Below are 22720 nucleotides of genomic sequence, written 5' to 3' on the forward strand. Positions count from 1 at the left end.
GAGGTCAGCGGTTCGATCCCGCTAGGCTCCACCATGTATACATATATTCTACCTTCTAGTAGCGACTAGGAGGTTTTTTTGACGTTTTTTTTAAAAGGCGCCTAATAATTATCCATGTCAGAGGTGGTAAGCGCTTTCTAAACGGTATATCTATACATCTTTCTGTCTAGTTGAACCACTGTAAAGAAAGCGTATACAATGGATATATAACTGTAATGCATCAGCAGAGGAGGCCATTGAAGATGAAGAAAGAGATTACGATTATTGGCGTACCAATGGATTTAGGACAAACTCGACGTGGAGTAGATATGGGCCCTAGTGCGATTCGATATGCGGGGATTGTTGAACGCTTAGAAGATATTCAACATGAGGTGCAAGATTTCGGTGATATTCACATTGGACGTCCCGATGGATTCCAAGCACAAGATCCTACACATAATCTGAAAAATTTAAAAGAGGTCGCAGAAGCAAGTGAAAAACTTGCCGATGCTGTTTCTAGTGTTATAGCGAAAGAACGCTTCCCACTTGTTTTAGGTGGCGATCATAGTATAGCGATTGGTTCATTAGCCGGCATTGCGAAACACTATAGTAACTTAGGTGTTATTTGGTATGACGCACACGGTGACTTAAATACGGCAGAAACATCACCTAGTGGAAATATTCACGGCATGCCGCTAGCTGCAAGCTTAGGAATTGGCCATGAGTCACTGACTTCGATCGGAGGCTATATGCCAAAGGTGAAGCCTGAGAATATCGTTATCATTGGGGCGCGCTCGTTAGATGAGGGTGAACGAGAGCTCATTAAGGAAAAGGGTATTAAAGTGTATACGATGCACGAAATTGATCGTGTCGGCATGACAGCGGTAATGGAAGAAACCATTGCCTATTTGAAAGATAAAACGGATGGTGTTCACTTGAGTCTTGATTTAGATGGATTGGATCCAATGGATGCTCCTGGAGTAGGTACACCTGTACTAGGTGGCATTAGCTATCGTGAAAGTCATTTAGCGATGGAAATGCTTGCAGAATCACAAATGATCACATCAGCTGAATTCGTTGAAGTGAATCCAATCTTAGATGAGAGAAATAAAACAGCAACGGTTGCTGTAGCTCTCATGGGTTCTCTGTTTGGTGAAAAACTTCTATAACAAGAATAAACAGCTATTCCTCTGCATTTAGGAATAGCTGTTTTTTAATGCACTTCGCTGAAATTCATTTAGTAAATTATCGATATATTGGCTAATTTCCACAATCTCCTCAGCAATCAGTGGCATGTACTTAGACATTTCATTCATTTTCTTTCGGGATCGCTCAATTTCATTTAATAATAATTGCCGTTCCATTTCGGTACACTCTCCTCACTTGATTTCTAAGGATTTTTATAAAGTATTCCCGATTATAACCAATTGAAACAGGTAATGTATAAAAAAAGGTACTTTTTTTAAAATCGTGATAAAATATAAACTGCTTCATTTTTTATTTGAAACTTATTTTGAAGAGAATCGTAGAAAATAACAACCACTGGTGGTGGACGTAAAATACATGGAGTCATTACTAAAAAAACTTGTAAAAGCAGCTAAAAAAGGCGATCAACATGCCTTTGAAGGGCTGGTCGAACTGTATAAAGACCGTATTTATCGTCTAGCCTTTCGCATGATTGGAGACCGTCATGAGGCAGAAGACCTTGCACAAGAAGCATTTGTGAAGGCCTATATGAATTTAGACAAATACGATGACACGTATGCTTTCTCTACGTGGCTTTATCGAATTGCAACGAACCTTTGCATTGATCGGTTACGAAAGAAGAAGCCTGATTATTCAATGGATGCGCCGCTTTCAACGAGTGATGGAGGTACATTGTATCAACAAATACCTCATTCCGAAGAAGCGTTAGAGACGGTGGTAGAAAAACGAGAAGAGCGAGCCACTCTTCAAGAAGAGATTAGCAAACTGCCTGAAAAGTACAGAACAGCGATCATATTGAAATATATTGAGGATTTATCACTAGAAGAAATGAGCGCGATTATGGAGTTACCGGTACCAACTGTGAAAACAAGAATTCATCGCGGTCGAGAGCTATTAAAGAAGGTTTACAAAAAGGTTATGAAGTCGAGGTGATAAGAGGCATGTCTTGTGAACATGAACAATTGTTACAAAAAGCATTAGATGGGGAACTATCAATAAGAGAGCAAGAAGCCTTTACAGCACATTTACAACAGTGTAAGGCGTGTAAGGCTGAATATGAGCTCGTTGAACACATGATTGTTGATGTGAAAAAGTTAGCAGACATCTCTGCACCGCTTGGCTTTACAGCAAATGTGATGCGTCAACTTCCAGCTGGGCATAAGAAGAAATCTCCGATCCGTTGGATGAAGCAGCACCCAATCGTAGCGGCGGCTGCTATTTTCCTTGTGCTTATGGTTAGTTCATTATTTTCTAGTTGGTCAACAGGAGAAATGGCTATTGCGGGTAATACGAAACATTTACAAATTAACAAACAACAACATGAAGTAATTGTTCCTAAGGGTGAAACATTCAAAGGAGATCTTGTTGTAGAAAATGGGGATGTAAAAGTAGAAGGAACCGTCGAGGGAAATGTGACGATTATAAAAGGCAAAAGATACTTGGCTTCTGCAGGAAGTATTACGGGAGATAGTCAAGAAATCCATGATATTATGCATTGGACGTGGTATAAGCTAAAGTCCTTAGTATCTGCGGACTAAGTGTAGCCCCCTTCTAGTAAGAAGGAATGAATTGGGTATGCTATAATAAATAGGTTCATAATTGACAGAGAAAGAAGTACCATGAAGTGGAGTGATGTTATGTTGCCTGTAGGAAGCTTTAACTTAGGTAACTATATCAGCCAAATTGTCGATATATTGCTCGTTACGTATGTTTTCTATAAAATCATTATGCTTATTCGCGGGACGAAGGCGGTTCAACTTTTAAAAGGCATTGTCGTCATCGTTGCCGCCTGGCTTGCGAGTCGATTTTTTGAATTGCGCACGATGAGCTGGCTGATGGATAAAGCCATTACATATGGTTTGTTAGCAATTATTATTATTTTCCAGCCCGAGTTGCGGCGCGCGCTTGAACAGCTTGGACGCGGCAAGCTCTTCTCTAGAGGAGCAGGCGCCTCAGATGAAGAGATGCAAAGTTCAATCGAGGCGATTGTCAAATCCACAGCCTATATGGCAAAACGTCGCATTGGAGCAATTATTTCTTTTGAACGGGAGACGGGACTCACAGAATATGTGGAAACAGGTATTCCTATTCGTGCTAAAATGACGTCGGAGCTACTTACGAATATCTTTGTACCGAATACGCCATTGCACGATGGAGCAGTCATTGTAAAGCCGAATGAAATTGTAGCAGCAGGCTGTTATTTGCCTCTTTCAGAAAGTCCGTTTATTTCAAAAGAACTTGGAACACGACACCGTGCAGCAATTGGTGTTAGTGAAGTAACCGATGCAATAACCATTATTGTATCAGAGGAAACAGGTGGCATTTCCATTACGAAAAACGGTGAAATTGATCGTGACTTGGATGAGGAAAGCTTACGTACGCTCTTAACGAATGAATTAATGGTATCTGGTCGCTCCTCTTCCTCAGCGCGTTGGAATTGGAGGGGAAAAAAGAATGGATAAACTCCTCAAGAGTAATTGGTTTGTGAAGATTATTGCTTTTTTATTAGCACTGATGCTATATACGGTCGTGTCGATGGAAAACCAACAACAAGCCGACCGAAATTCATTTTTAACTTCTTTTTCAAAAAATAGTGAAACGGTAAAAGGGGTATTGTTGACACCATTTTATGATGAAAGCAAATATGTCTTATCCGATTTACCAAAGACGGTTGATGTGAAGCTATCTGGACCATCTGACCTCATTACGAAAGCATTAAAAGTGGATCGTCGTATTCAAGTGTATGTTGATTTGAATCGACTGGGTCCCGGTACAGCGAAGGTTCCTGTAAAAGTCCGGAATTTACCGGATGGTGTTGATGCGGAAGTGGAACCGAAAGAAGTGAAAGTGACACTACATCGGAAGTTAACGAAGCAATTTTCTGTTCAATTTAATACAAAGGAAAGTAAAAATCTTCCTAGTGGTATTAGCGAAAAAAATGTGACCTTCTCACCGAAAAACGTATATGTAACGGGTGCAGAAGAAAGCGTTGAAAACATCGAAAGTGTACGAGCAACGGTGGACGGTTCACAATTGTCTGGAGAAATGGCAACCAATTTGTCCTTAAAGGCATATGATAAGGAGGGTCATGAGGAAAACGTCATGATTGATCCGAAAACGGTGAATGCAACCATTCCTTTAAAGAAACAAAAAAAATCCTTACCGATTACGATCAATCAAAAAGGCAGTTTACCAAAAGGCTTAACGATTTCAGAACTGTCTGTTTCGCCAAAAGAAGTGACCATTTCAGGATCTCCTGAACAGTTAAAGAAAATAACAAAATTAAAAAGTATCGATGTTGACGTCAGTTCAATTACAAAGAATCAAACGATAAAAGTAGACGTGCCAGTACCTAAAGGAGCTGACAGCGTTGAACCTAAGCAAGTAGAGGTAAAGATTTCGGTTGATAAAGACGTAACGTCCAAAACCTTTTCTAATGTACCACTATCAATATCTGGAAAAGAAGAAGGACAAAGTGTGTCCATTCAATCGCCTTCTTCTAAAAGTGTAGATGTGACCGTAACCGGAAGTAAAGCATCGATTGATGCCCTTTCCAAAAGTGATGTGAAAGCGTCGGTTGACGTTAGTGGTCTTGATCGAGGAACGCATCGTGTAAGTATTGATGCCTCCAATCCGAAGAATCTTCCAATGAAGCTTAGTACGTCATCGGTTCAAGTGAAGGTAGATCGGAAGGAGCAAGAAGATCAATCCAATAATAGTACGCAAGAAGATGAGCGCACCGGATCACGTGAATCAAATAACGAACAGTCTCAAGAGAAAAAGAGTAAGCAACAACTGAGTCCATCGTATCGAGCGTCGAGGGGACAGGAAACAATCGACCGTGATGACTCAGAAACCGAAGGAGAGAATTAAGACATGGGTAAATATTTTGGAACAGATGGTGTTAGAGGAGTAGCCAATACAGAATTAACGCCTGAATTTGCCTTTAAACTAGGCCGTTTTGGCGGATATGTGTTAACTAAAGATTCAAATAAACCAAAAGTATTAATTGGTCGCGATACACGCATTTCAGGTCATATGCTAGAAGGTGCTCTCGTTGCAGGTCTTCTTTCTACAGGTGCAGAAGTATTGCGCCTTGGTGTCATTTCAACGCCTGGTGTTGCTTATTTAACAAAAGCCCTTGGTGCACAAGCGGGTGTCATGATTTCCGCTTCACATAATCCTGTAGCGGATAATGGCATTAAGTTTTTTGGTGCAGATGGCTTTAAATTATTGGACGAGCAAGAAGCAGAAATTGAAGCACTTCTTGATCAAGAAGATACATTACCACGTCCATCTGGAGCAGATATCGGCTCTGTTGGGGATTATTTTGAAGGTGGACAGAAGTACCTTCAATATTTAAAGCAAACGATTCAAGGCGATTTCTCAGGATTACACATTGCGCTTGATTGTGCACATGGAGCAACCTCTTCACTCGCTCCGCATTTGTTTGCGGATTTGGAAGCAGATATTTCAACAATGGGGACGAGCCCGAATGGCTTAAACATTAATGAAGGTGTCGGCTCAACGCATCCAGAAAAACTAGCAGCACTCGTAAAAGAAAAAGGCGCAAACATGGGTCTTGCTTTTGATGGCGATGGGGATCGTCTCATTGCGATTGATGAAAAGGGAAATATCGTTGATGGTGACCAAATCATGTTCATTTGCGCTACGTATTTAAAAGAACAAGGACGTTTAAACAACGATACAATCGTTTCAACGGTTATGAGTAACCTTGGTTTTTATAAAGGCTTAGAAGCGAAAGCGGTCAAGTCTGTTCAAGCGGGTGTTGGCGATCGTTACGTAATGGAAGAGATGCGTAAAGGGAATTATAATCTTGGTGGCGAGCAGTCTGGTCATATTATTTTTCTAGATCATACAACAACAGGTGACGGCATGCTGTCTGCGATTCAGCTTGCTAGTATCGTGAAGCAAAGCAATAAACCATTGTCTGAGCTTGCGAATGAAATGAAAAAGTTCCCACAAGTATTGATCAATGTTCGGGTAGCGGACAAGTCTAAGCTTGAGAACAATGCAGCGATCACAGAAGCCATTGCGGCTGTGGAAACAGAAATGGAAGGCAACGGGCGTGTGCTCGTTCGTCCATCAGGAACTGAGCCTCTCGTGCGTGTCATGGTTGAAGCACCAACAGAAGAGCTTTGTCAATCGTATGCAAATGCGATTGTTGAAGTTGTTAAAACAGAGCTTGTTTAATAGCTAATTATTAAAAATGTGCATAAGCGTATCACGGGATGATTCGCTTATGCATAGTTTATACTAATCGTTTTTTTTATTTGCAGAACGCTAGTCACAAAACGGACACGAACGAACGGATTGACGTTTTTATCCAAAACCGTTATGATGAACTTTGTATTCACTTTAAACTGAGAAAGGAGCATTAAAGCAGAACAAAGCAATACCACAAGCGCCTGAACTATTTTCGACCGGAATGAAAATAGTTGACGAGGAAGAGGATCATCGAGATTTCGGCGGATGCCTCTCGGATGACGTCACATCCGTAAGCTTTTATACAAACCAGGTAAGGTGACTTCCTGTACAAACATAAAAGTAGTGACGAATAGAGAAAATAAACATAGGTGGGGCTATGAGCCCCGCTCATAGTCCCCCATGTGGATGCTATGCTCGCAAACGAGCAAGCTACCTATAGGGAGGATATTGTTACTATGTGCGGAATTGTAGGATATGCAGGTAATCATGATGCGAAAGAAATTTTATTACACGGTCTTGAAAAGCTAGAATATCGCGGGTATGACTCAGCAGGGATTGCTGTAGCTACAGGTGAAGGTGTTCAAGTTTTTAAAGAGAAAGGTCGTATTGCAGTTCTTCGTGATCATGTAGATGCTGCGGTTGAAACAACAGTTGGAATTGGTCATACGCGTTGGGCGACTCACGGAGTGCCTAGTAAGCTAAATGCCCATCCACATCAAAGCACAACCGAACGCTTCACACTCGTTCATAACGGCGTGATTGAAAACTACGAGGGCGTAAAGAGAGAATATTTACCTCACGTAACGTTCAAAAGTGACACCGACACAGAAGTTATTGTACAGTTGATCGAAAAGTTAGTGAAGGATGGTCTTGGAGTGGAAGAAGCATTCCGCAAAGCGCTATCTACACTAAAAGGATCCTATGCAATTGCTTTGTTAGACAATCATGATAGTGACACCATCTATGTTGGTAAAAATAAAAGCCCATTGCTGATCGGAGTGGGTGAAGGCTTTAACGTCGTTGCAAGTGATGCCATGGCAATGATCGCGCAAACGAATCAATACGTGGAATTGATGGACCAAGAGATTGTCGTCTTAACACGTGATGCGTATCAAATTAAAACACTTGATGGCACAAACGTATCTCGTGCGCCATATACGGCGGAACTTGATGCAAGCGATATCGAAAAAGGTACGTACCCACACTATATGCTAAAAGAAATCGACGAGCAGCCGTTCGTTATTCGTAACATTATTAAACAATACCAAGATGCAAATGGTCAGCTGAAGCTTGATCAAAACATCCGCTCTGCAGTAAAAGAAGCGGATCGCATTTACATCGTAGCATGCGGAACGAGCTACCATGCAGGCTTAGTCGGTAAACAATTCCTTGAAGGCATCGCTTCTGTTCCTGTCGAAGTGCACATTGCAAGTGAATTTGTTTACAACATGCCACTTCTTTCACAAAAGCCGTTATTTGTCTTCATTTCACAATCTGGTGAAACAGCAGATAGCCGTGCGGTGCTCGTAGAAGTGAAACGACTTGGACATAAAGCATTAACAATTACAAACGTTCCAGGCTCTACTCTTTCTCGTGAAGCGGATCATACTTTAAACTTGTATGCTGGCCCTGAGATTGCTGTAGCGTCAACAAAAGCTTACACTGCACAAATTGCTGTTCTTGCGATCCTAGCAGTAGACACAGCGCGTGCTAAAGGAATTACGCTTGATTTTGATCCACTACAAGAGCTAGCCATCGTTGCTAACGCAATGGAAGCTTTAACCGATCAAAAAGAAAATATCGAACGCATTGCGCGTGAATATTTATCGGTTACTCGCAACTGCTTCTTCATCGGCCGTGCCGTTGACTTCTACGTAGGAATGGAAGGCGCTCTTAAGCTCAAAGAAATTTCCTACATTCAAGCAGAAGGCTTTGCTGGTGGCGAATTGAAACACGGTACCATTGCCTTGATTGAAGACGGAACACCTGTCATCGCGCTAGCAACACAAAGCCACGTGAACCTAAGCATCCGCGGAAACGTAAAAGAAGTAGCCGCTCGCGGTGCCGACGTTTGCGTCATTAGTACCGAAGTAACAAAAGAAGAAGGCGATCGCATCGTCCTTCCAGAAGTACACGAATATTTAACACCACTCGTATCTGTTGTACCATTACAATTACTAGCCTATTACGCAGCACTTCACCGCGATTGTGACGTTGATAAGCCACGTAACTTAGCGAAGAGTGTAACGGTAGAGTAGGGTTAACGAATAATAAATTTGTTTAAATATGGAAGTTCAACATCCGTTTGCTTATAATTAACATAAGTGAACGGATTTTTTTATTTTGCTGTTCAAAGGAAGAATGAGATTCAATGCAGGATGGTTATGAACGACCCATTACACGTAAGAGGAGGTGGATCCAATCGGATTCTATATAATGCTTCTATCTTTTCTACTCGGCATATTTTTGATAGTTCTCGGTGTTTCTCATAGAAACCGTAATGTATTATACAAATCTTTCATAGTGCTAGGAATCGTTCCCCTTCTTTTTGCTGTTTATTTAGCAAGGCCACATTAACATAAAGTCGCAACATGTCACCCCTTTGGTTTTCAGTAGCCAAAGGGGTGGTTTTTGTAGACGAGGATTCATTTGAGCAGTAGCTCCAGCACGAGTGACTAATGTATACGGTAACGATTCATCTGCCGTAAAACTGAAATGGTTCTGCCAAGATAGAACTGCCCGGTTTTCACTAACTAAGAATGTACATAACAAGTAGGATTTAATATGTAAATCGTTTTTTTATATTCGTATTTTTTATTTTTCTGCTTGACCTTAGATTTTACTCCGATGTTATGCTTAATTTGAGGTGGTAAATATGCAGATCAAAGATTTTGCTAAGAAATATAAGATTCAAGCTGATACCATTCGTTTTTATGAAAAAGAGCACTTATTGAAACCAAAACGAAGGGAAAATGGGTATCGAGAATATGATGAAGAGTGTGAAAAACAGCTACAACTGATCATTGTATTTAAGCAACTAGGTTTTTCGATAAAAGAGATTCAACAATTGCTTTTTTTAAGAAATACATCGATATCAACGGAATGCAATTCTTCAACGGTCACATTATTTCAGCAAAAAATGATGCAGCTTGAGGAAAAAGTTGAGTTTTATCAACAAGCATTAAACGTGATGCGAACGATCAAGACGCTTATAGATGAAGAGAAATATGAAGAAAATAAAAGCGTTATGGAAGAATTGATAGTCAAAATTTTTAAAAGAGGGGGATACAAGGATGGTTCATTCAATCATTCGTATTGAAAATGGAATGGCGTTTGCTTTATCCTTTGTTCTTTATGTGAGGATGGACTATCCCCTTTGGTTGTTTTTTGTCCTTTTATTAGCTCCTGATCTTACGATGATTGGTTATGCCATGAATCAAAAAACAGGTGCTAGGATGTATAATGTTGGGCACAGCTTCATTTTACCTTTTCTTTTCGTAGTGTGTTACGTGTTTTTTTCAAACGATTATTTACTTATAATAGCGATCATTTGGATCGCTCATATATGTATGGATAGACTATTTGGTTTTGGCTTGAAATACAAAGATTCTTTTAAAAGTACACATATACAAAAAATTTAGTGTGAAAAAAAGTGGGAGGATCTTTCCTGCCAGACGATAGCCAACGAAGATCATCCCTATGCATTCACTTAACTGAAAAATAAGGTAGTGTGATGGCGTCTTCTCTTTCATTACACTGTTTTTTTGAGTGAATCTTTCTGTGGAACGAGCAGTGATGATAGTACGGCATACATACCTGGAATAACAATGATAGTACCAATGATGAGATACGTAAAACGGGTACTGCTTCCGAAGAACGAAGTGGATGCGAACAGAATCCCTAAAGGCATCGTTACGCGCAGGAAGAGTAGGCGTACAGAACTTAGCTGTGATAATCGTTCTCTCGGCGCTTCTCGCTGAAAGAGTGCTGCGCTTTGGGCGTTAAATAGCGGAAATAAGATCCCACCGACTAATTCAGCAAGCCAAGCGAAGGGAATAGAAGCTACGAAAAATAACATGATAAAGGAACAACCGCCGCCTATTAATCCACTATACATAACGTATTTGTTATTCGGTAATTTTGTTAGTAACAGAAGGCCTAGCGTATACCCTACAGGAAAGCTACCGGAAAAAGTTGCATATTCCCATGTTTCTCCGTGTAACTCACTCAGAATAAACGGGACGCTTACGACCATCGTTGCTCCGACGGCAAATTGAACCAATGATGAGAGCAACGTTAGTTTTACTAAGCGAGGAAATTGAAAGAAGGTGTAATAACCTGCTTTCAACTCGTCCCACCAGAACTTTTTTGACCAGAGTGCTACGGATTTTGTAGCAGTAGGTGGAATGTTTGATAGTGAAAGATAACTGAAGAAGAACAGGATGCTTGATAGTATGTACATGAGGTGTAGAGGACTGACGAGAAGAAGCAGCGATGTTACACCAGGTGCTATAAAGTTCATCAAGCGCATAGTACCATCTAATAAACCATTTGCTCGGATTAATTCTTGTTCTTCACATATGTCAGGTAAGATTGAAAAGGCAAGACTACCATAGATTGGCTGCATAATTCCTAATAGGCATTGAAGAAGCACTAAGCCACTAATGGTTCCATAATCTGTGCCACAAAGAGCGCCAATGAGCGGTAACAGGTAGGCAGCGGAACGAATAGATTGTGAGTGTTTAAGCAATTTTTCTTTCTTCACATAATTTAAAAAAGGAGCGCTCATACCTTGAAGAAGGAGAGAAGGTAAGAAGTAGAGAAGCCAGAGAGCGCCCATCCATTCTTTTGAACCGGTTACTTCGTAAAGAAGTAGCCCATTGATTATGCCACCTAGTGAGCCTGCAAAACCAGAAATCATTTCACCCATCCAAAGTGCTTTAAATGACCGAGAGTAGGTCGTCCTCATGATGGTTCACTTGCATGCAGATAGTGACTTAGTTTTGTAGAGAATGCTTGAATTTCCGTAGCATTTGCAAAATAAATACCTTTATCAACTCCGATAAATTTAGCTGCTTTAAGCAAAGAGAGTTGATGATGTAAGGTCGTTTTCGATACATTGAATTGCACACTTAACTCTCCAAGCGAGAGCGGACCTTGCATCATTTGATGTAATAGTTTCAGGCGAAGTTCGTCTCCAAGTGCTTTATGACCTCTTACTAAAGCTTGCGGCGGTGTGCCAGGCGCTACTAGCGCTTCGTCATGTAAAGGATAAAAAAGTAGCTTCGTATCACACGTGCGTTGCTCTAACACCCATGGACGATAAGAAACGTGTGGAACGAGTTTAATCTGCCATATAGAAGGTTCCGGTAAATAGTTTACGCCACCTGTTATGCGTTTGATTTCCTCTGTTGGTTTCATAACATCGATTGAGCTGTATGCTTTCTTTTCAAAAGCGAGCGCTTGCATCCACTTCTCCCAATTTTCTGTTTGCTGAATCCATGCATACCATTCCGATAGTGTCTCACTACATAATTGTATGATTTCGTGTGGCTTTTTTTGACTAAGAGTGACAATGTAGCCTTCTAAATAATCATGACCGCGAAAATGAGCAGAAAATGAGATGAAAGATTGTGCATCTCTAACCGTCTCTTTTCTTAGCTTCTCTAGCGAGCGATCTTTGTAGGGTAAGAGTGTTTCATACAATTCTTGTTGAGATAAGGCTGAAATTTTATTCGAAAAATCTGGAACGCTAGTAGCGGATACTTTATTTTGCAAGAGTAGCATGCCATACCATAAATTTGTCTGCTGAATGTCTTGTAAATGAGAGGTTAATGTTGCCGACATGGTAGGAGCCTGCTCGTTCCATTTTTCATGAAATTCAAAGGTATGACGTAATTGGTGATGCGTAAACGCAGCAATACCTAGAATCATCTCCCAAACAGGTGAGCTTTCAACCGACAGCCGAATCGTTTCTTGTGGTAAAGGTGAATGAATTATTTTCATACTGTTCCTCCTTGAAATGATTTCCTATTATTATTCTAATTTATACGAATTTAAAATTCAATAAATTTAGAATATTTTCCGGAAGCACTACCGTTAAGCAGGAGATGTGCGTCCCAATACCGAATGAGACTACAGTACAACACTTACACCTTGAAAGGAACGATGGTAGTTGAACCAAGTTTTAATAGTGATAGATGCGCAGCAAGCGTTAATTGAGGGCATGGGAGAACAGCAGGCTGTATACAATAAAGAGCAGTTGCTACAAAATATCAATCTTGTAATTGCGACAGCACAAACGCTAGATGTACCAGTCATTTTCGTGCGAGATTTGGATGTGGCAGCAGGCGTAGGAGCGGGATTTGAAGTGCATGAGGCGCTTTCCATCCCAGCCGACTCAGTCTACTTTAATAAAAAAGCGACGAATGCGTTTTATGGAACGGGATTGCTTGAACACTTGCAGCAGCTAAAAATTCAGCATCTGGTCATCATGGGCTGTGCGACGCAACATTGTATTGATAGTGCGGTGAGAACGGCGACAATTTCTGGATTTGATGTAACGTTAGTGGGAGATGGTCATTCAACGACGGATCATGAGTTGTTAAGCGCAGAGCAAATCATAGCGCATCATAATAAAACGTTACACGGTCATTATAATGTTGATCACTTTGCGATTGTGAGAAAGGCAGCGGAAGATGTGTTCACACCAACGCATGATCACTATCGCGACTAATGTTTAAACGCTCGTTTAAAAAGTGAATTAGAAAAGCGGCGTAAAGTGAATTCTATTAACATAACGCATTCAGAGCTTTGCTGGCTTTCCAGCGTTAGAGGAATATGTATGATAGTACGTATGAACGCTAGAGGAAATAACTTGTCCCTAATATCATGTTAGGGGCAGTTTTTTTGATGTGAAAAAAGTAGATTAAGATACAATCAATTGCAACAACCGGGCCCATTTGTAGGGTAGTAACTTACTTATGGAACTTTGGAGGGGGATGTATAGGCTATGGAAATAAAGTTGTTGTCGTTAAAAACAAATAAATTAGAAGCACTAAAAGCATTTTATACACAACAATTAGGTTTTTCACTTTACGATGAAAGTCCAAAACATTTCAAAATTATGGTTGGTAAAGGTATTTTAGAATTCACTAATGAAAATGTGGTGGGGGAACCCTATTATCATTTTGCATTTAATATTCCTTCCAATCAATTTCAAGAAGCAAAGAAATGGTTGAAAGGAAAAACAACGCTCTTATTAGAGGACGGAGAAGATGAGGCGGATTTTTCATTTTGGCCTGCGCATGCTTGCTATTTTGAAGATCCGGCAGGGAATATTGTCGAACTCATTGCTCGATATAAAGAGAATCCAAAAAACGAATCGTCATTTTCTGTAAATAGTATTTTGAACATCAGTGAAATTGGTTTAATTGTAAAAGATGCACCAATGGTCGGTGAGAAATTTAAAGAATTTGCTATATTTGATAGTGATAATGATCCAGTTACTCATTCTTCTTTAAACTTTATGCAAGATCACAATAACGGTGTTTTTATTATTTTAACAAGTGTAGATAGAAGATGGTTGTTCTCAGAAAAGAAATCAAAAATTTTCCCATTGAAAATAACACTTGATCATCAATTACTTGTAGGTGTAGATGATGAACATGAATTTTACATTAAGAAGTTGACTAATAAAGTTGTTATTTAAAAGGATATCTAGACTATAGAACAAATCGTCGTTTGCTATGTTTTTTACATAAGGAAAAAACACTATCTCGTTCATACTATTTTGTGCGAAAAACAGTTAATTAGAAAACTTTTACATTTATAGTGTAGCGGCGTATAGTATATTCTAATAACACAACACATTCAATGACGAGAAAGAGTAAATAGACAGCCTGATCTATAGAGAGTTGACGAATGGTGAAAGTCAACGTTCAGCGTGTATTGAAAATCCTCTCCGAGAAGCAAAGCCTAATGTTAACTAAGCTTTGCCGGGATTCCGCTGTTACAAGGAACACGTATGATAGTACGTGTATGAGCGCTAGACGATCTTGCACAAGGGAGATCGCTAGAATTTGGGTGGTATCGTGGGTAATAACTCGTCCCTAACATCATGTTAGGGGCGGGTTTTTTTGTGTTTACTTCATAATAAAGGTGTGGTGAAAATGAAAAAGGCACAAGGAAACGAACAGGCACTAGAACGAGAGCAACGTATTCAAGAGTATTGGCGTAGTCAGAACATTTTCAAACGCTCGGTAGAACAGCGAAAAGGAGGTCCTTCGTTTGTTTTTTATGATGGGCCACCAACAGCGAACGGCTTGCCACATACAGGGCACGTGCTCGGTCGCGTTATGAAAGATTTTATCGCACGTTACCAGACGATGAAAGGGTATCACGTTATTCGTAAGGCGGGTTGGGATACGCATGGCTTACCGGTAGAGCTTGGCGTGGAAAAGAAGCTCGGACTTTCAGGCAAACAAGAAATTGAAGCGTATGGAGTCAAAGCATTTATTAACGAGTGTAAAAAGAGTGTTTTTTATTATGAAGGAGAGTGGCGGAAGTTTACCGAGGCAATTGGTTATTGGGTCGATCTAGATCATCCGTATGTCACGCTTCATAACGATTATATTGAAAGTGTGTGGCATATTCTTGTCTCGTGGTCATCGGGTCATGCCGTATTGTCCGAGTTGCCAGACGTCGCTTAGCTCTCATGAGGTTGCACAAGGCTATAAAGATGTAAAAGATTTAGCGGCAACGGTTAAATTTGCGGTGCAAGGAGAGGCGCGTACGTATTTCTTAGGCTGGACGACGACGCCTTGGACGTTACCAGCAAACGTCGCCCTAGCGGTCAATGAACAGCTGTCGTATGTCAAAGTGTTGCATGAAGGAGACGTGTATATCGTTTCAAAGGCACGCGTACCGTTTTTATTTCCTGAGACGGCACAAATCGTAAGTGAGCACCAAGGCTCACAGTTCGTCGGCATGAATTATGAGGCACCGTTTCCGCTCGCGACGCTAACGCGTGGCTATGAGGTGATTGCAGCTGACTTTGTTACAGAAGATGCGGGAACTGGTGTTGTGCATATTGCGCCGGCGCACGGCGAGGATGATTACCGAGCGGTGAAAGAACGTAACCTTAGCTTTGTCGTGATTGTGGATGAAAAGGGCTGTTATACGGAGGAATTTCCGGCGTTAGCGGGTGACTTTGCGAAAGACTGTGATGTGGAAATCATTAAGCACCTGGCAGATCGAAAGTTACTGTTTGCTAAAGAAAAATATGAGCATAGCTATCCGCACTGTTGGCGCTGTGATTCGCCGTTGCTCTATTATGCGATGGAAGGCTGGTTCATTGAAACCACAAGGATTAAGGATCAGTTGCAGCGTAATAACGAGCAGGTTACGTGGTATCCTCATCATATTAAAGACGGACGCTTTGGTAACTTTTTAGACAAGATCGTGGATTGGAATATCGGGCGCAATCGTTATTGGGGGACGCCGTTAAATGCATGGATTTGCAAAGGCTGTCAGCATCAATTTGTGCCAGGAAGCATCGAGGAGCTTCGCCAACATGCGAAAAGTGGAATGGGTGAGGCGTTAGAGTTACATCGCCCCTATGTGGATGATGTCATCGTGACGTGCGCAGCTTGTGGCTGTGATATGAAACGAACAAAGGAAGTAATTGACGTTTGGTTTGATAGCGGCGCGATGCCGTTTGCGCAATATCATGTGCCTTTTGAAAATAAGGAGCTATTTCAAACACAGTTTCCGGCCGATGTAATTGCTGAAGGCATCGATCAGACGCGTGGCTGGTTTTATAGCTTGCTGGCTGTATCAACGTTATACAAAGGGGTAGCTCCTTACAAACGAGTGTTATCACTTGGGCATATTTTAGATGAACATGGACGGAAAATGTCTAAAAGTAAAGGCAATGTAATCAATCCGCTCGACTTAGTGAAAACGTATGGCGCAGATGCGCTCCGGTGGGCACTATTAGCAGATAGTGCACCGTGGAATAATAAGCGGTTTTCCGTAAACATTGTTAGTCAAGCGAAGTCTAAAGTCATTGATACGCTACAAAATGTATATAGCTTTTATACGTTATATCAAGAAATTGATGGCTTCGTGCCGACAGATCCTGCAGGAAAACAGACGTTGCTTGATCGCTGGCTGCTCTCTCGCTTACAGACGGTAACAGAAGCTGTTACGAAGCATTTAGATCAGTACGATTTTACTGGAGGAGCGCGCGAACTTGCGCTATTTATTGATGACCTAAGCAATTGGTATGTAAGGCGATCGCGTGAGCGTTTTTGGGGAACAGGATTAACAGAAGATAAGTTCGCAGCTTATCATACTTTGTATACCGTGCTAGTAACAACGAGTCAGTTACTTGCACCGTATACGCCTTTTTTAGCCGAAGATCTTCATTTTCATCTGACAGGTACGAGTGTTCATCTTGCTGATTTTCCCGTCGCCAATAAGCAGGAGTAACATCGCGAGCTAGAAGCGGAAATGGATGCCGTCCGAAACGTGATTGAGCTGGCTCGATCGGCACGGAATGCGGCAGCTATTAAAACGAAGCAACCGCTGTCGGTGCTAACGGTTGTTGGTGAGGAACATGAAGTAACGCATCTGAAAAAATACGAACATATCGTAAAAGAAGAAATCAACGTGAAACAGGTTGTATGGCAATCAGAAATGAGCCATGATGTGCAGTATGAGATGAGTGTAAACTTCCGTGTTGTTGGGCCGAAATTCGGCAGTGATAGTGCAGTCATCAAAGCGCTCGTTGCAGCTTTATCACAAGCAACCATTGTTAAGGCCAAGACAGAAGGCTTCTGTATCGTAACTACGAAAGAGGGGAAAGCATTTACGCTTGAAAAAGAAGATTTCGATGTACGTACTTCTACGAAACCAGGACTTGAAATGGCGAGTAATCTACGGTTTAGTGTTCTACTTAACACGGTACTTACCGATGAATTGCGAGATGAAGGAGTAGTACGGGAGCTCATCCGTGCGGTGCAACAATACCGCAAAGCATTACAATTGCCGGTGGAAGAGCGGATTCACTTAGTTCTTGATCTGAATCCTGCAATGCAACGAATGCTAGAAGAACATAAGGCGTTGTTCTTAAGCAATCTGGTGCTTACTCACTATGAATATGGTACGACGCCTGATATGAAGCATACCGTCATTGATGGTGTAACAGTAGGAATTTCCGTTAAGTAAGCAAACATGACCACTTCGAACATACGAGGTGGTTTATTTATGGTAGAACGGTTTTCTGTTAACGTGTAAAATGAGGGTAAGAGGCAAGCAATAGAAATGAGGAAACAATGAAAAAGTTTAAAAAGTTTTATGTAGAGGTTACAAGTGTTTGTAATCTAGCGTGTAGTTTCTGCCCACCAACGGAACGACAGAAGCAGTTCCTATCGTTAGCAGATTTCGAAAAACGGCTTGATCAAATTAAGCCGCATACAGATTATATATATCTTCATGTTAAAGGGGAGCCGCTATTGCACCCTAAGATTGATCAGCTACTAGATATGAGCCATGAAAAGGGCTTTAAAGTTAACATTACCACGAATGGAACGCTTATTAATAAGAAGCGCGAGAAATTATTAAATAAACCGGCGCTGCGGCAAATGAATTTTTCATTGCATAGCTTTGATGGTCATGAAGGCTCTGAAGATAAGGAAGGCTATGTGCGCAGCATCCTATCCTTTATTCGCGAGGCAACAAGCCAGTCTTCGCTTATTGTTTCTCTGCGCTTATGGAACCTAACACCCGATAATGCCACAAATGAAGACCGTAAACGCAATCGCGAATTGCTCTCCATTATTGAAAAAGAATTCGATTTGCCGTACGAGATTCAAGAGCGCGTGACGCCAGGTAAGGGCCTGAAAATTGCGGATCGTATTTATATTAATCAAGATTATGAGTTTCAATGGCCGGCACTTCATGAGGAAGAAGATGATGGCAAAGGCTTTTGTTATGGTTTGCGTAATCAGGCTGGAATCTTAGCGAATGGAACGGTCATTCCTTGCTGTCTAGACGGTGAAGGGGTTATTGATCTTGGCAATATTAATTCTGATACGTTCTCCAATATTATTGAAGGTGAGCGGGCACAAAACATTGTCGATGGCTTTTCACGTCGTGAAGCGGTTGAAGAGCTCTGTCGGAAGTGCGGTTATCGCAAGCGGTTTGGAAAGTAACGCGACCAATAGATGAAGTGAAGCAAGTGATGTTCGCTAGTAAAGTAAAGCTTAGGCATTTTGGTGCTGTCTTACCAATCATGCTGTGTAAGTCATTGCGCCGCTTATTTTTTTGGTTGCGTTTTTTCCCTGATTCTTTGTGAAAAAGCATTAAGTATGACTGCGCCAAAAGCTTGTACACTGTGCTTTATCTTTTATATTAAAGGCGATGATCGCTTGCACTAACTCATACGGAATCGCAGTACCCCACGGAATTTGCATGAGATTTTTGGTCTTGGTGCAGCCTGCTTGTGTAATCTCGTTTGCGAATTTTTGTAACGTCAATTGCTCAGGTGAAATACTAATATGACGAGAAGCGTGTGCGAACCCGATTATAAATGTATCATGATCTGTAAATATAGGAGTATTCCATTTTAGTGTTGCTTGTAATGAGGGAAACGTCGTGGCAACCCACTTTAACAAATCTTCCATAATGCGACGCTCGTCTGTACTTTTTATTTCTTTTAGGTACGATGAAAATACAGTCATTATATTCACCTCTACTTATAGTTATCATAATCATAGCATGTTCAAAAAAAGGAAAGTAGTGCGCAAGGTTACATTTATTTCGTCCTGTAGGGTGGGCTTGTATGAATGTTACGAGCGCTTTTACAGCATATAGGATAAATAATAAAAGCAAAATCTTTGAAAAAGACGAACAAAAAGGTAGCATAGAAGGGTGAAGTGTATATTTTCACCCTTTTTTACTAACGTTTTATGCGATATAATTATCAGATAATAGTGTATATTTTAAAATTGTGAAGTGTTTGGGTTATAATGGAGGTAGAAAGGTTGTTCCTAGGTAGCCCTTGCTTTTGTAAGCGAGAGTGCCTACTCTTTTTTTTGTAAAAATAGGGAATAAGGAAGGTTATCTATCATGAGCAGCATGCAGAAACAAACTGATGTTATTTTAATTGGTGCCGGTGTTATGAGTGCAACATTGGGAGCCATTCTTAAAGAATTAGCACCTTCATGGGAAATTAAAGTATTTGAAAAGCTTACTAAAGCAGGTGAGGAAAGTTCTAACGAATGGAACAATGCAGGCACAGGACATGCGGCGTTATGTGAGTTGAACTATACAACAGAGAAGCCTGATGGCACAGTGGACGTTTCAAAAGCCATTAAGATCAATGAACAGTTCCAGCTATCAAGACAGTTCTGGTCGTATCTCGTAAAAAGCAACTTGATTTCTAATCCAAAAGAATTTATTATGCCGATTCCCCACATGAGTTTAGTAGAAGGGGAAAGCAATGTGAACTTCTTGAAAAATAGATTTCAAGCGCTTTCAAACCATCCGCTGTTTGAGGGAATGGAATTTTCTGACCAACAAGACAAGCTAAAACAATGGATTCCGTTAATTATGGAAGGCCGTACGAGCAAGGAACCAATTGCCGCAACGAAGATTGATTCTGGAACGGATGTGAACTTCGGTGCATTAACGCGTATGTTATTTGAACATTTAACGAAGCAAGATGTTGAGATTAACTATCGTCATAGTGTAAAAGACATTAAGCGCACGAAAGACGGCAAATGGGAAGTAAAGGTTCATAATTTAAGTGATGGCAGAATTGAACATCATACAGCGAAGTTCGTCTTTATTGGCGGTGGTGGAGGTAGCCTACCGTTATTACAAAAAACAGGAATTCCAGAATCGAAGCAAATCGGTGGATTCCCAGTAAGTGGTCTTTTCTTAGTATGTAAAAATCAAGAAATCGCGGATCGTCATCATGCGAAAGTGTATGGAAAAGCTAAAGTTGGTGCGCCACCGATGTCGGTTCCTCACCTTGATACACGCTATATTGATAATAAAAAGTCACTGCTATTTGGACCGTTTGCAGGCTTTTCTCCAAAATTCTTAAAAACAGGCTCAAACATGGATTTAATCGGTTCTGTGAAACCGAATAACCTCTTTACGATGCTTGCTGCTGGAATGAAGGAAATGTCGCTAACGAAATATTTAATTCAACAAGTGTTGTTATCAAATGAAAAGCGGATGGAAGAACTTCGTGAATTTATCCCAAATGCAAAAAGTGAAGATTGGGAAGTTGTTGTAGCAGGTCAACGTGTTCAAGTTATTAAGGATACAGAGGCTGGTGGCAAAGGGACGCTACAGTTTGGAACAGAAGTTGTGAGTGCGTCAGATGGATCAATCGCAGCCTTACTTGGGGCTTCTCCAGGTGCTTCTACTGCCGTTCACGTAATGTTAGAAGTGCTAGAGAAATGTTTCCCACAACATTTAAAGAATTGGGAACCAAAGATTAAAGAAATGATTCCGTCATATGGCGTATCACTTTCTGAACACCCAGATTTATTCCGTAAAATTTTTGCTTCAACAGCAGATACGCTCGGATTGAGTGATAAAGAGAAGGTGCGTCGTTAATTTTCTAGCATCGTTCAGTTTGAAGTTTTACTAATAGAAAACTTTATAATGTGAAATAATTGGACTCCTTTAGTGTAGTCAGCTAGAGGAGTTTTATTATTTACCTTTATGTAAGCGTTATCACAAAATGTCCTCCTGAAAAAAACATTTGTATTTATAATGAGGATTGTTTATGATGGAAAAGTATATTTTTTTAACGTAGTGAAGGGTTGAAGCGTGCTACTTCAAACAACAACGTAGAGAGATTTGCAGAGGAGGAAGTTAAAGTGGCAAATGAACAGTTAAAACGGGGCCTGAGTGCCCGTCATATACAAATGATTGCATTGGGTGGAACAATCGGTGTTGGCTTGTTTATGGGTTCGTCAAGTACGATTAGTTGGACAGGTCCATCCGTGTTGCTAGCGTATGGTATTGCGGGTATGTTTCTCTTTTTTATTATGAGAGCAATGGGTGAAATGTTATATGTGGAGCCGAGTACAGGTTCCTTTGCAACATTTGGTCATCGTTATATTCATCCACTTGCAGGGTACTTAACAGGCTGGAGTAACTGGTTTCAATGGGTGATGGTAGGAATGTCAGAAATCATTGCTGTTGGGGCGTATATGAAGTTTTGGTTTCCAGATTTATCACCGTGGATTCCAGGTATTATTGTGATGGTCATTCTTGGCGCAGCGAACTTAATATCTGTAAAATCATTTGGTGAATTTGAATTTTGGTTTGCGATGATTAAAGTAGTGACGATCTTACTAATGATCGTTGCCGGCTTTGGGATTATCTTTTTTGGTTTTGGAAATGGCGGACATGCGATTGGACTATCTAATCTATGGAGTCATGGCGGCTTTTTCACAGGTGGTTTTTCTGGCTTTTTCTTTGCACTCTCACTTGTTATTGGTGCTTATCAAGGTGTTGAATTAATTGGGATTACAGCGGGTGAAGCTCAAGATCCACAGAAAACATTGCGAAACGCCATTCAAAGCATTGTTTGGCGCATTTTAATCTTTTATATTGGCGCTATCTTTGTTATTGTGACGGTCTATCCGTGGAATGAGTTGCAATCATTAGGCAGTCCATTCGTTTCAACCTTTACGAAAGTTGGGATTACAGCAGCTGCTGGTATTATTAACTTTGTCGTTATTACAGCGGCGATGTCTGGTTGTAACAGTGGAATCTTCAGTGCGGGGCGTATGTTATATACGCTTGGTGTGAATGGTCAAGCTCCGAAATTCTTTACGAAAGTTACACGTAATGGTGTACCGTTGTTTAGTACGCTAGCCGTGCTAGTTGGCCTCGTACTTGGCGTCATTTTAAACTACGTGGCACCTAAGGGGCTGTTTGTTTCCGTATATAGCTCAAGTGTCTTACCTGGTATGATTCCATGGTTTGTTATTTTAATTAGTCATATTGGCTTCCGTAAAGCGAAAGCGGCAGAGCTTGGGAGTCATCCATTTAAGATGCCGCTTGCCCCGTTTTCTAATTATGTAACGATCCTGTTCTTGCTCATGGTATTAGTAGGAATGTGGTTTAATCCTGCGACGAGAGTCTCGCTCTATATCGGGCTTGTGTTCTTAGCAGTTGTAACGATTAGCTATTATGCTCTTGGTATTCATAAACGTGATCGTGAATATTCAATAGAATCAGAAGAGGCTGGGGCATAAACAGCCTTAGCACA

Annotated in this window: 18 protein-coding genes, 1 pseudogene and 1 other annotated feature; of the genes and pseudogenes, 15 read left to right on the plus strand and 4 right to left on the minus strand. The window is 40.8% G+C overall.

What is annotated here, in order from left to right:
• Window positions 1-242 precede the first annotated feature (242 nt).
• Window positions 243-1148, plus strand: a complete 906-nt coding sequence (gene rocF, locus A374_RS00250; protein WP_007200160.1) for an arginase — start codon at window positions 243-245, stop codon at window positions 1146-1148.
• A gap of 27 nt (window positions 1149-1175) precedes the next feature.
• Here rocF and A374_RS19735 read toward each other — a convergent pair whose 3' ends face one another.
• Entirely contained in the window at window positions 1176-1343 is a 168-nt protein-coding gene (locus A374_RS19735; RefSeq protein WP_007200161.1) for an aspartyl-phosphate phosphatase Spo0E family protein, read from the minus strand.
• Between the two features lie 199 nt (window positions 1344-1542).
• Here A374_RS19735 and sigW point away from each other — a divergent pair, with 199 nt between their 5' ends.
• From sigW to A374_RS00290, 8 genes are all read left to right on the plus strand, one after another.
• Window positions 1543-2118: an RNA polymerase sigma factor SigW gene (gene sigW, locus A374_RS00255; protein WP_007200162.1), complete on the plus strand. Its 576-nt coding sequence runs from the start codon at window positions 1543-1545 to the stop codon at window positions 2116-2118.
• Window positions 2119-2126: 8 nt separating this feature from the next.
• Window positions 2127-2723, plus strand: coding sequence for an anti-sigma factor family protein (locus tag A374_RS00260; RefSeq protein ID WP_007200163.1), 597 nt, complete (start codon window positions 2127-2129; stop codon window positions 2721-2723).
• 102 nt (window positions 2724-2825) lie between these two features.
• Window positions 2826-3647, plus strand: a complete 822-nt coding sequence (gene cdaA / locus A374_RS00265; RefSeq protein ID WP_007200164.1) for a diadenylate cyclase CdaA — start codon at window positions 2826-2828, stop codon at window positions 3645-3647.
• A complete protein-coding gene (locus A374_RS00270; protein WP_007200165.1) occupies window positions 3640-5058 on the plus strand; it encodes a CdaR family protein in 1419 nt (472 codons plus the stop codon). Before cdaA ends, A374_RS00270 begins: the two co-directional genes overlap by 8 nt.
• Before the next feature lie 3 nt (window positions 5059-5061).
• Window positions 5062-6399 carry a phosphoglucosamine mutase gene (gene glmM / locus A374_RS00275; RefSeq protein WP_007200166.1) on the plus strand — a complete coding sequence of 446 codons (1338 nt, stop codon included), beginning with the start codon at window positions 5062-5064 and terminating at the stop codon, window positions 6397-6399.
• A gap of 470 nt (window positions 6400-6869) precedes the next feature.
• Entirely contained in the window at window positions 6870-8672 is a 1803-nt protein-coding gene (gene glmS / locus A374_RS00280) for a glutamine--fructose-6-phosphate transaminase (isomerizing) (protein ID WP_007200167.1), read from the plus strand.
• Window positions 8673-9289: 617 nt separating this feature from the next.
• Window positions 9290-9733 carry a MerR family transcriptional regulator gene (locus tag A374_RS00285; protein WP_007200168.1) on the plus strand — a complete coding sequence of 148 codons (444 nt, stop codon included), beginning with the start codon at window positions 9290-9292 and terminating at the stop codon, window positions 9731-9733.
• On the plus strand, window positions 9708-10055 hold the full coding sequence (locus tag A374_RS00290) for a DUF4260 domain-containing protein (RefSeq protein ID WP_007200169.1): 348 nt from the start codon (window positions 9708-9710) through the stop codon (window positions 10053-10055). The genes A374_RS00285 and A374_RS00290 overlap by 26 nt, the downstream gene beginning before the upstream one ends.
• Before the next feature lie 110 nt (window positions 10056-10165).
• On the opposite strand, the gene A374_RS00295 is transcribed toward A374_RS00290, so the two are convergent.
• Together A374_RS00295 and A374_RS00300 are read right to left on the minus strand one after the other, a co-directional pair.
• Entirely contained in the window at window positions 10166-11383 is a 1218-nt protein-coding gene (locus A374_RS00295) for an MFS transporter (protein ID WP_040340209.1), read from the minus strand.
• On the minus strand, window positions 11380-12420 hold the full coding sequence (locus A374_RS00300; RefSeq protein WP_007200171.1) for an ArsR/SmtB family transcription factor: 1041 nt from the start codon (window positions 12418-12420) through the stop codon (window positions 11380-11382). The genes A374_RS00295 and A374_RS00300 overlap by 4 nt, the downstream gene beginning before the upstream one ends.
• A gap of 169 nt (window positions 12421-12589) precedes the next feature.
• Here A374_RS00300 and A374_RS00305 point away from each other — a divergent pair, with 169 nt between their 5' ends.
• The 4 genes and pseudogenes from A374_RS00305 to A374_RS00320 all read left to right on the plus strand — a co-directional run bounded on the left by A374_RS00305 (window position 12590) and on the right by A374_RS00320 (window position 18632).
• Window positions 12590-13150, plus strand: coding sequence for an isochorismatase family protein (locus tag A374_RS00305; protein ID WP_007200172.1), 561 nt, complete (start codon window positions 12590-12592; stop codon window positions 13148-13150).
• 276 nt (window positions 13151-13426) lie between these two features.
• Entirely contained in the window at window positions 13427-14125 is a 699-nt protein-coding gene (locus A374_RS00310; protein WP_007200173.1) for a hypothetical protein, read from the plus strand.
• Between the two features lie 155 nt (window positions 14126-14280).
• Window positions 14281-14530, plus strand: a binding site (T-box leader).
• Between the two features lie 55 nt (window positions 14531-14585).
• Window positions 14586-17646: pseudogene (ileS, locus tag A374_RS00315) on the plus strand (isoleucine--tRNA ligase).
• Window positions 17647-17753: 107 nt separating this feature from the next.
• Entirely contained in the window at window positions 17754-18632 is an 879-nt protein-coding gene (locus A374_RS00320; protein ID WP_007200177.1) for a radical SAM/SPASM domain-containing protein, read from the plus strand.
• 150 nt (window positions 18633-18782) lie between these two features.
• Here the strand turns inward: A374_RS00320 and A374_RS00325 are convergent, their stop codons facing one another.
• A complete protein-coding gene (locus tag A374_RS00325) occupies window positions 18783-19160 on the minus strand; it encodes an iron chaperone (protein ID WP_007200178.1) in 378 nt (125 codons plus the stop codon).
• 388 nt (window positions 19161-19548) lie between these two features.
• On the opposite strand from A374_RS00325, the gene A374_RS00330 reads away from it, so the two are divergent.
• Window positions 19549-21051 carry a malate:quinone oxidoreductase gene (locus A374_RS00330; protein ID WP_007200179.1) on the plus strand — a complete coding sequence of 501 codons (1503 nt, stop codon included), beginning with the start codon at window positions 19549-19551 and terminating at the stop codon, window positions 21049-21051.
• A gap of 266 nt (window positions 21052-21317) precedes the next feature.
• On the plus strand, window positions 21318-22706 hold the full coding sequence (locus A374_RS00335; protein WP_007200180.1) for an amino acid permease: 1389 nt from the start codon (window positions 21318-21320) through the stop codon (window positions 22704-22706).
• Window positions 22707-22720: the final 14 nt, after the last annotated feature.

Source organism: Fictibacillus macauensis ZFHKF-1 (genome assembly GCF_000269865.1).
GTDB classification, from domain to species: Bacteria; Bacillota; Bacilli; order Bacillales; family Fictibacillaceae; genus Fictibacillus_C; species Fictibacillus_C macauensis.

Coding starts and splice junctions, on each gene's coding strand:
- rocF (WP_007200160.1), top strand. CDS start 243: ATGAAGAAAGAGATTACGATTATTGGCGTACCAATGGATTTAGGACAA.
- A374_RS19735 (WP_007200161.1), bottom strand. CDS start 1,343: ATGGAACGGCAATTATTATTAAATGAAATTGAGCGATCCCGAAAGAAA.
- sigW (WP_007200162.1), top strand. CDS start 1,543: ATGGAGTCATTACTAAAAAAACTTGTAAAAGCAGCTAAAAAAGGCGAT.
- A374_RS00260 (WP_007200163.1), top strand. CDS start 2,127: ATGTCTTGTGAACATGAACAATTGTTACAAAAAGCATTAGATGGGGAA.
- A374_RS00270 (WP_007200165.1), top strand. CDS start 3,640: ATGGATAAACTCCTCAAGAGTAATTGGTTTGTGAAGATTATTGCTTTT.
- glmM (WP_007200166.1), top strand. CDS start 5,062: ATGGGTAAATATTTTGGAACAGATGGTGTTAGAGGAGTAGCCAATACA.
- glmS (WP_007200167.1), top strand. CDS start 6,870: ATGTGCGGAATTGTAGGATATGCAGGTAATCATGATGCGAAAGAAATT.
- A374_RS00285 (WP_007200168.1), top strand. CDS start 9,290: ATGCAGATCAAAGATTTTGCTAAGAAATATAAGATTCAAGCTGATACC.
- A374_RS00290 (WP_007200169.1), top strand. CDS start 9,708: ATGGTTCATTCAATCATTCGTATTGAAAATGGAATGGCGTTTGCTTTA.
- A374_RS00295 (WP_040340209.1), bottom strand. CDS start 11,383: ATGAGGACGACCTACTCTCGGTCATTTAAAGCACTTTGGATGGGTGAA.
- A374_RS00300 (WP_007200171.1), bottom strand. CDS start 12,420: ATGAAAATAATTCATTCACCTTTACCACAAGAAACGATTCGGCTGTCG.
- A374_RS00310 (WP_007200173.1), top strand. CDS start 13,427: ATGGAAATAAAGTTGTTGTCGTTAAAAACAAATAAATTAGAAGCACTA.
- A374_RS00320 (WP_007200177.1), top strand. CDS start 17,754: ATGAAAAAGTTTAAAAAGTTTTATGTAGAGGTTACAAGTGTTTGTAAT.
- A374_RS00325 (WP_007200178.1), bottom strand. CDS start 19,160: ATGACTGTATTTTCATCGTACCTAAAAGAAATAAAAAGTACAGACGAG.
- A374_RS00330 (WP_007200179.1), top strand. CDS start 19,549: ATGAGCAGCATGCAGAAACAAACTGATGTTATTTTAATTGGTGCCGGT.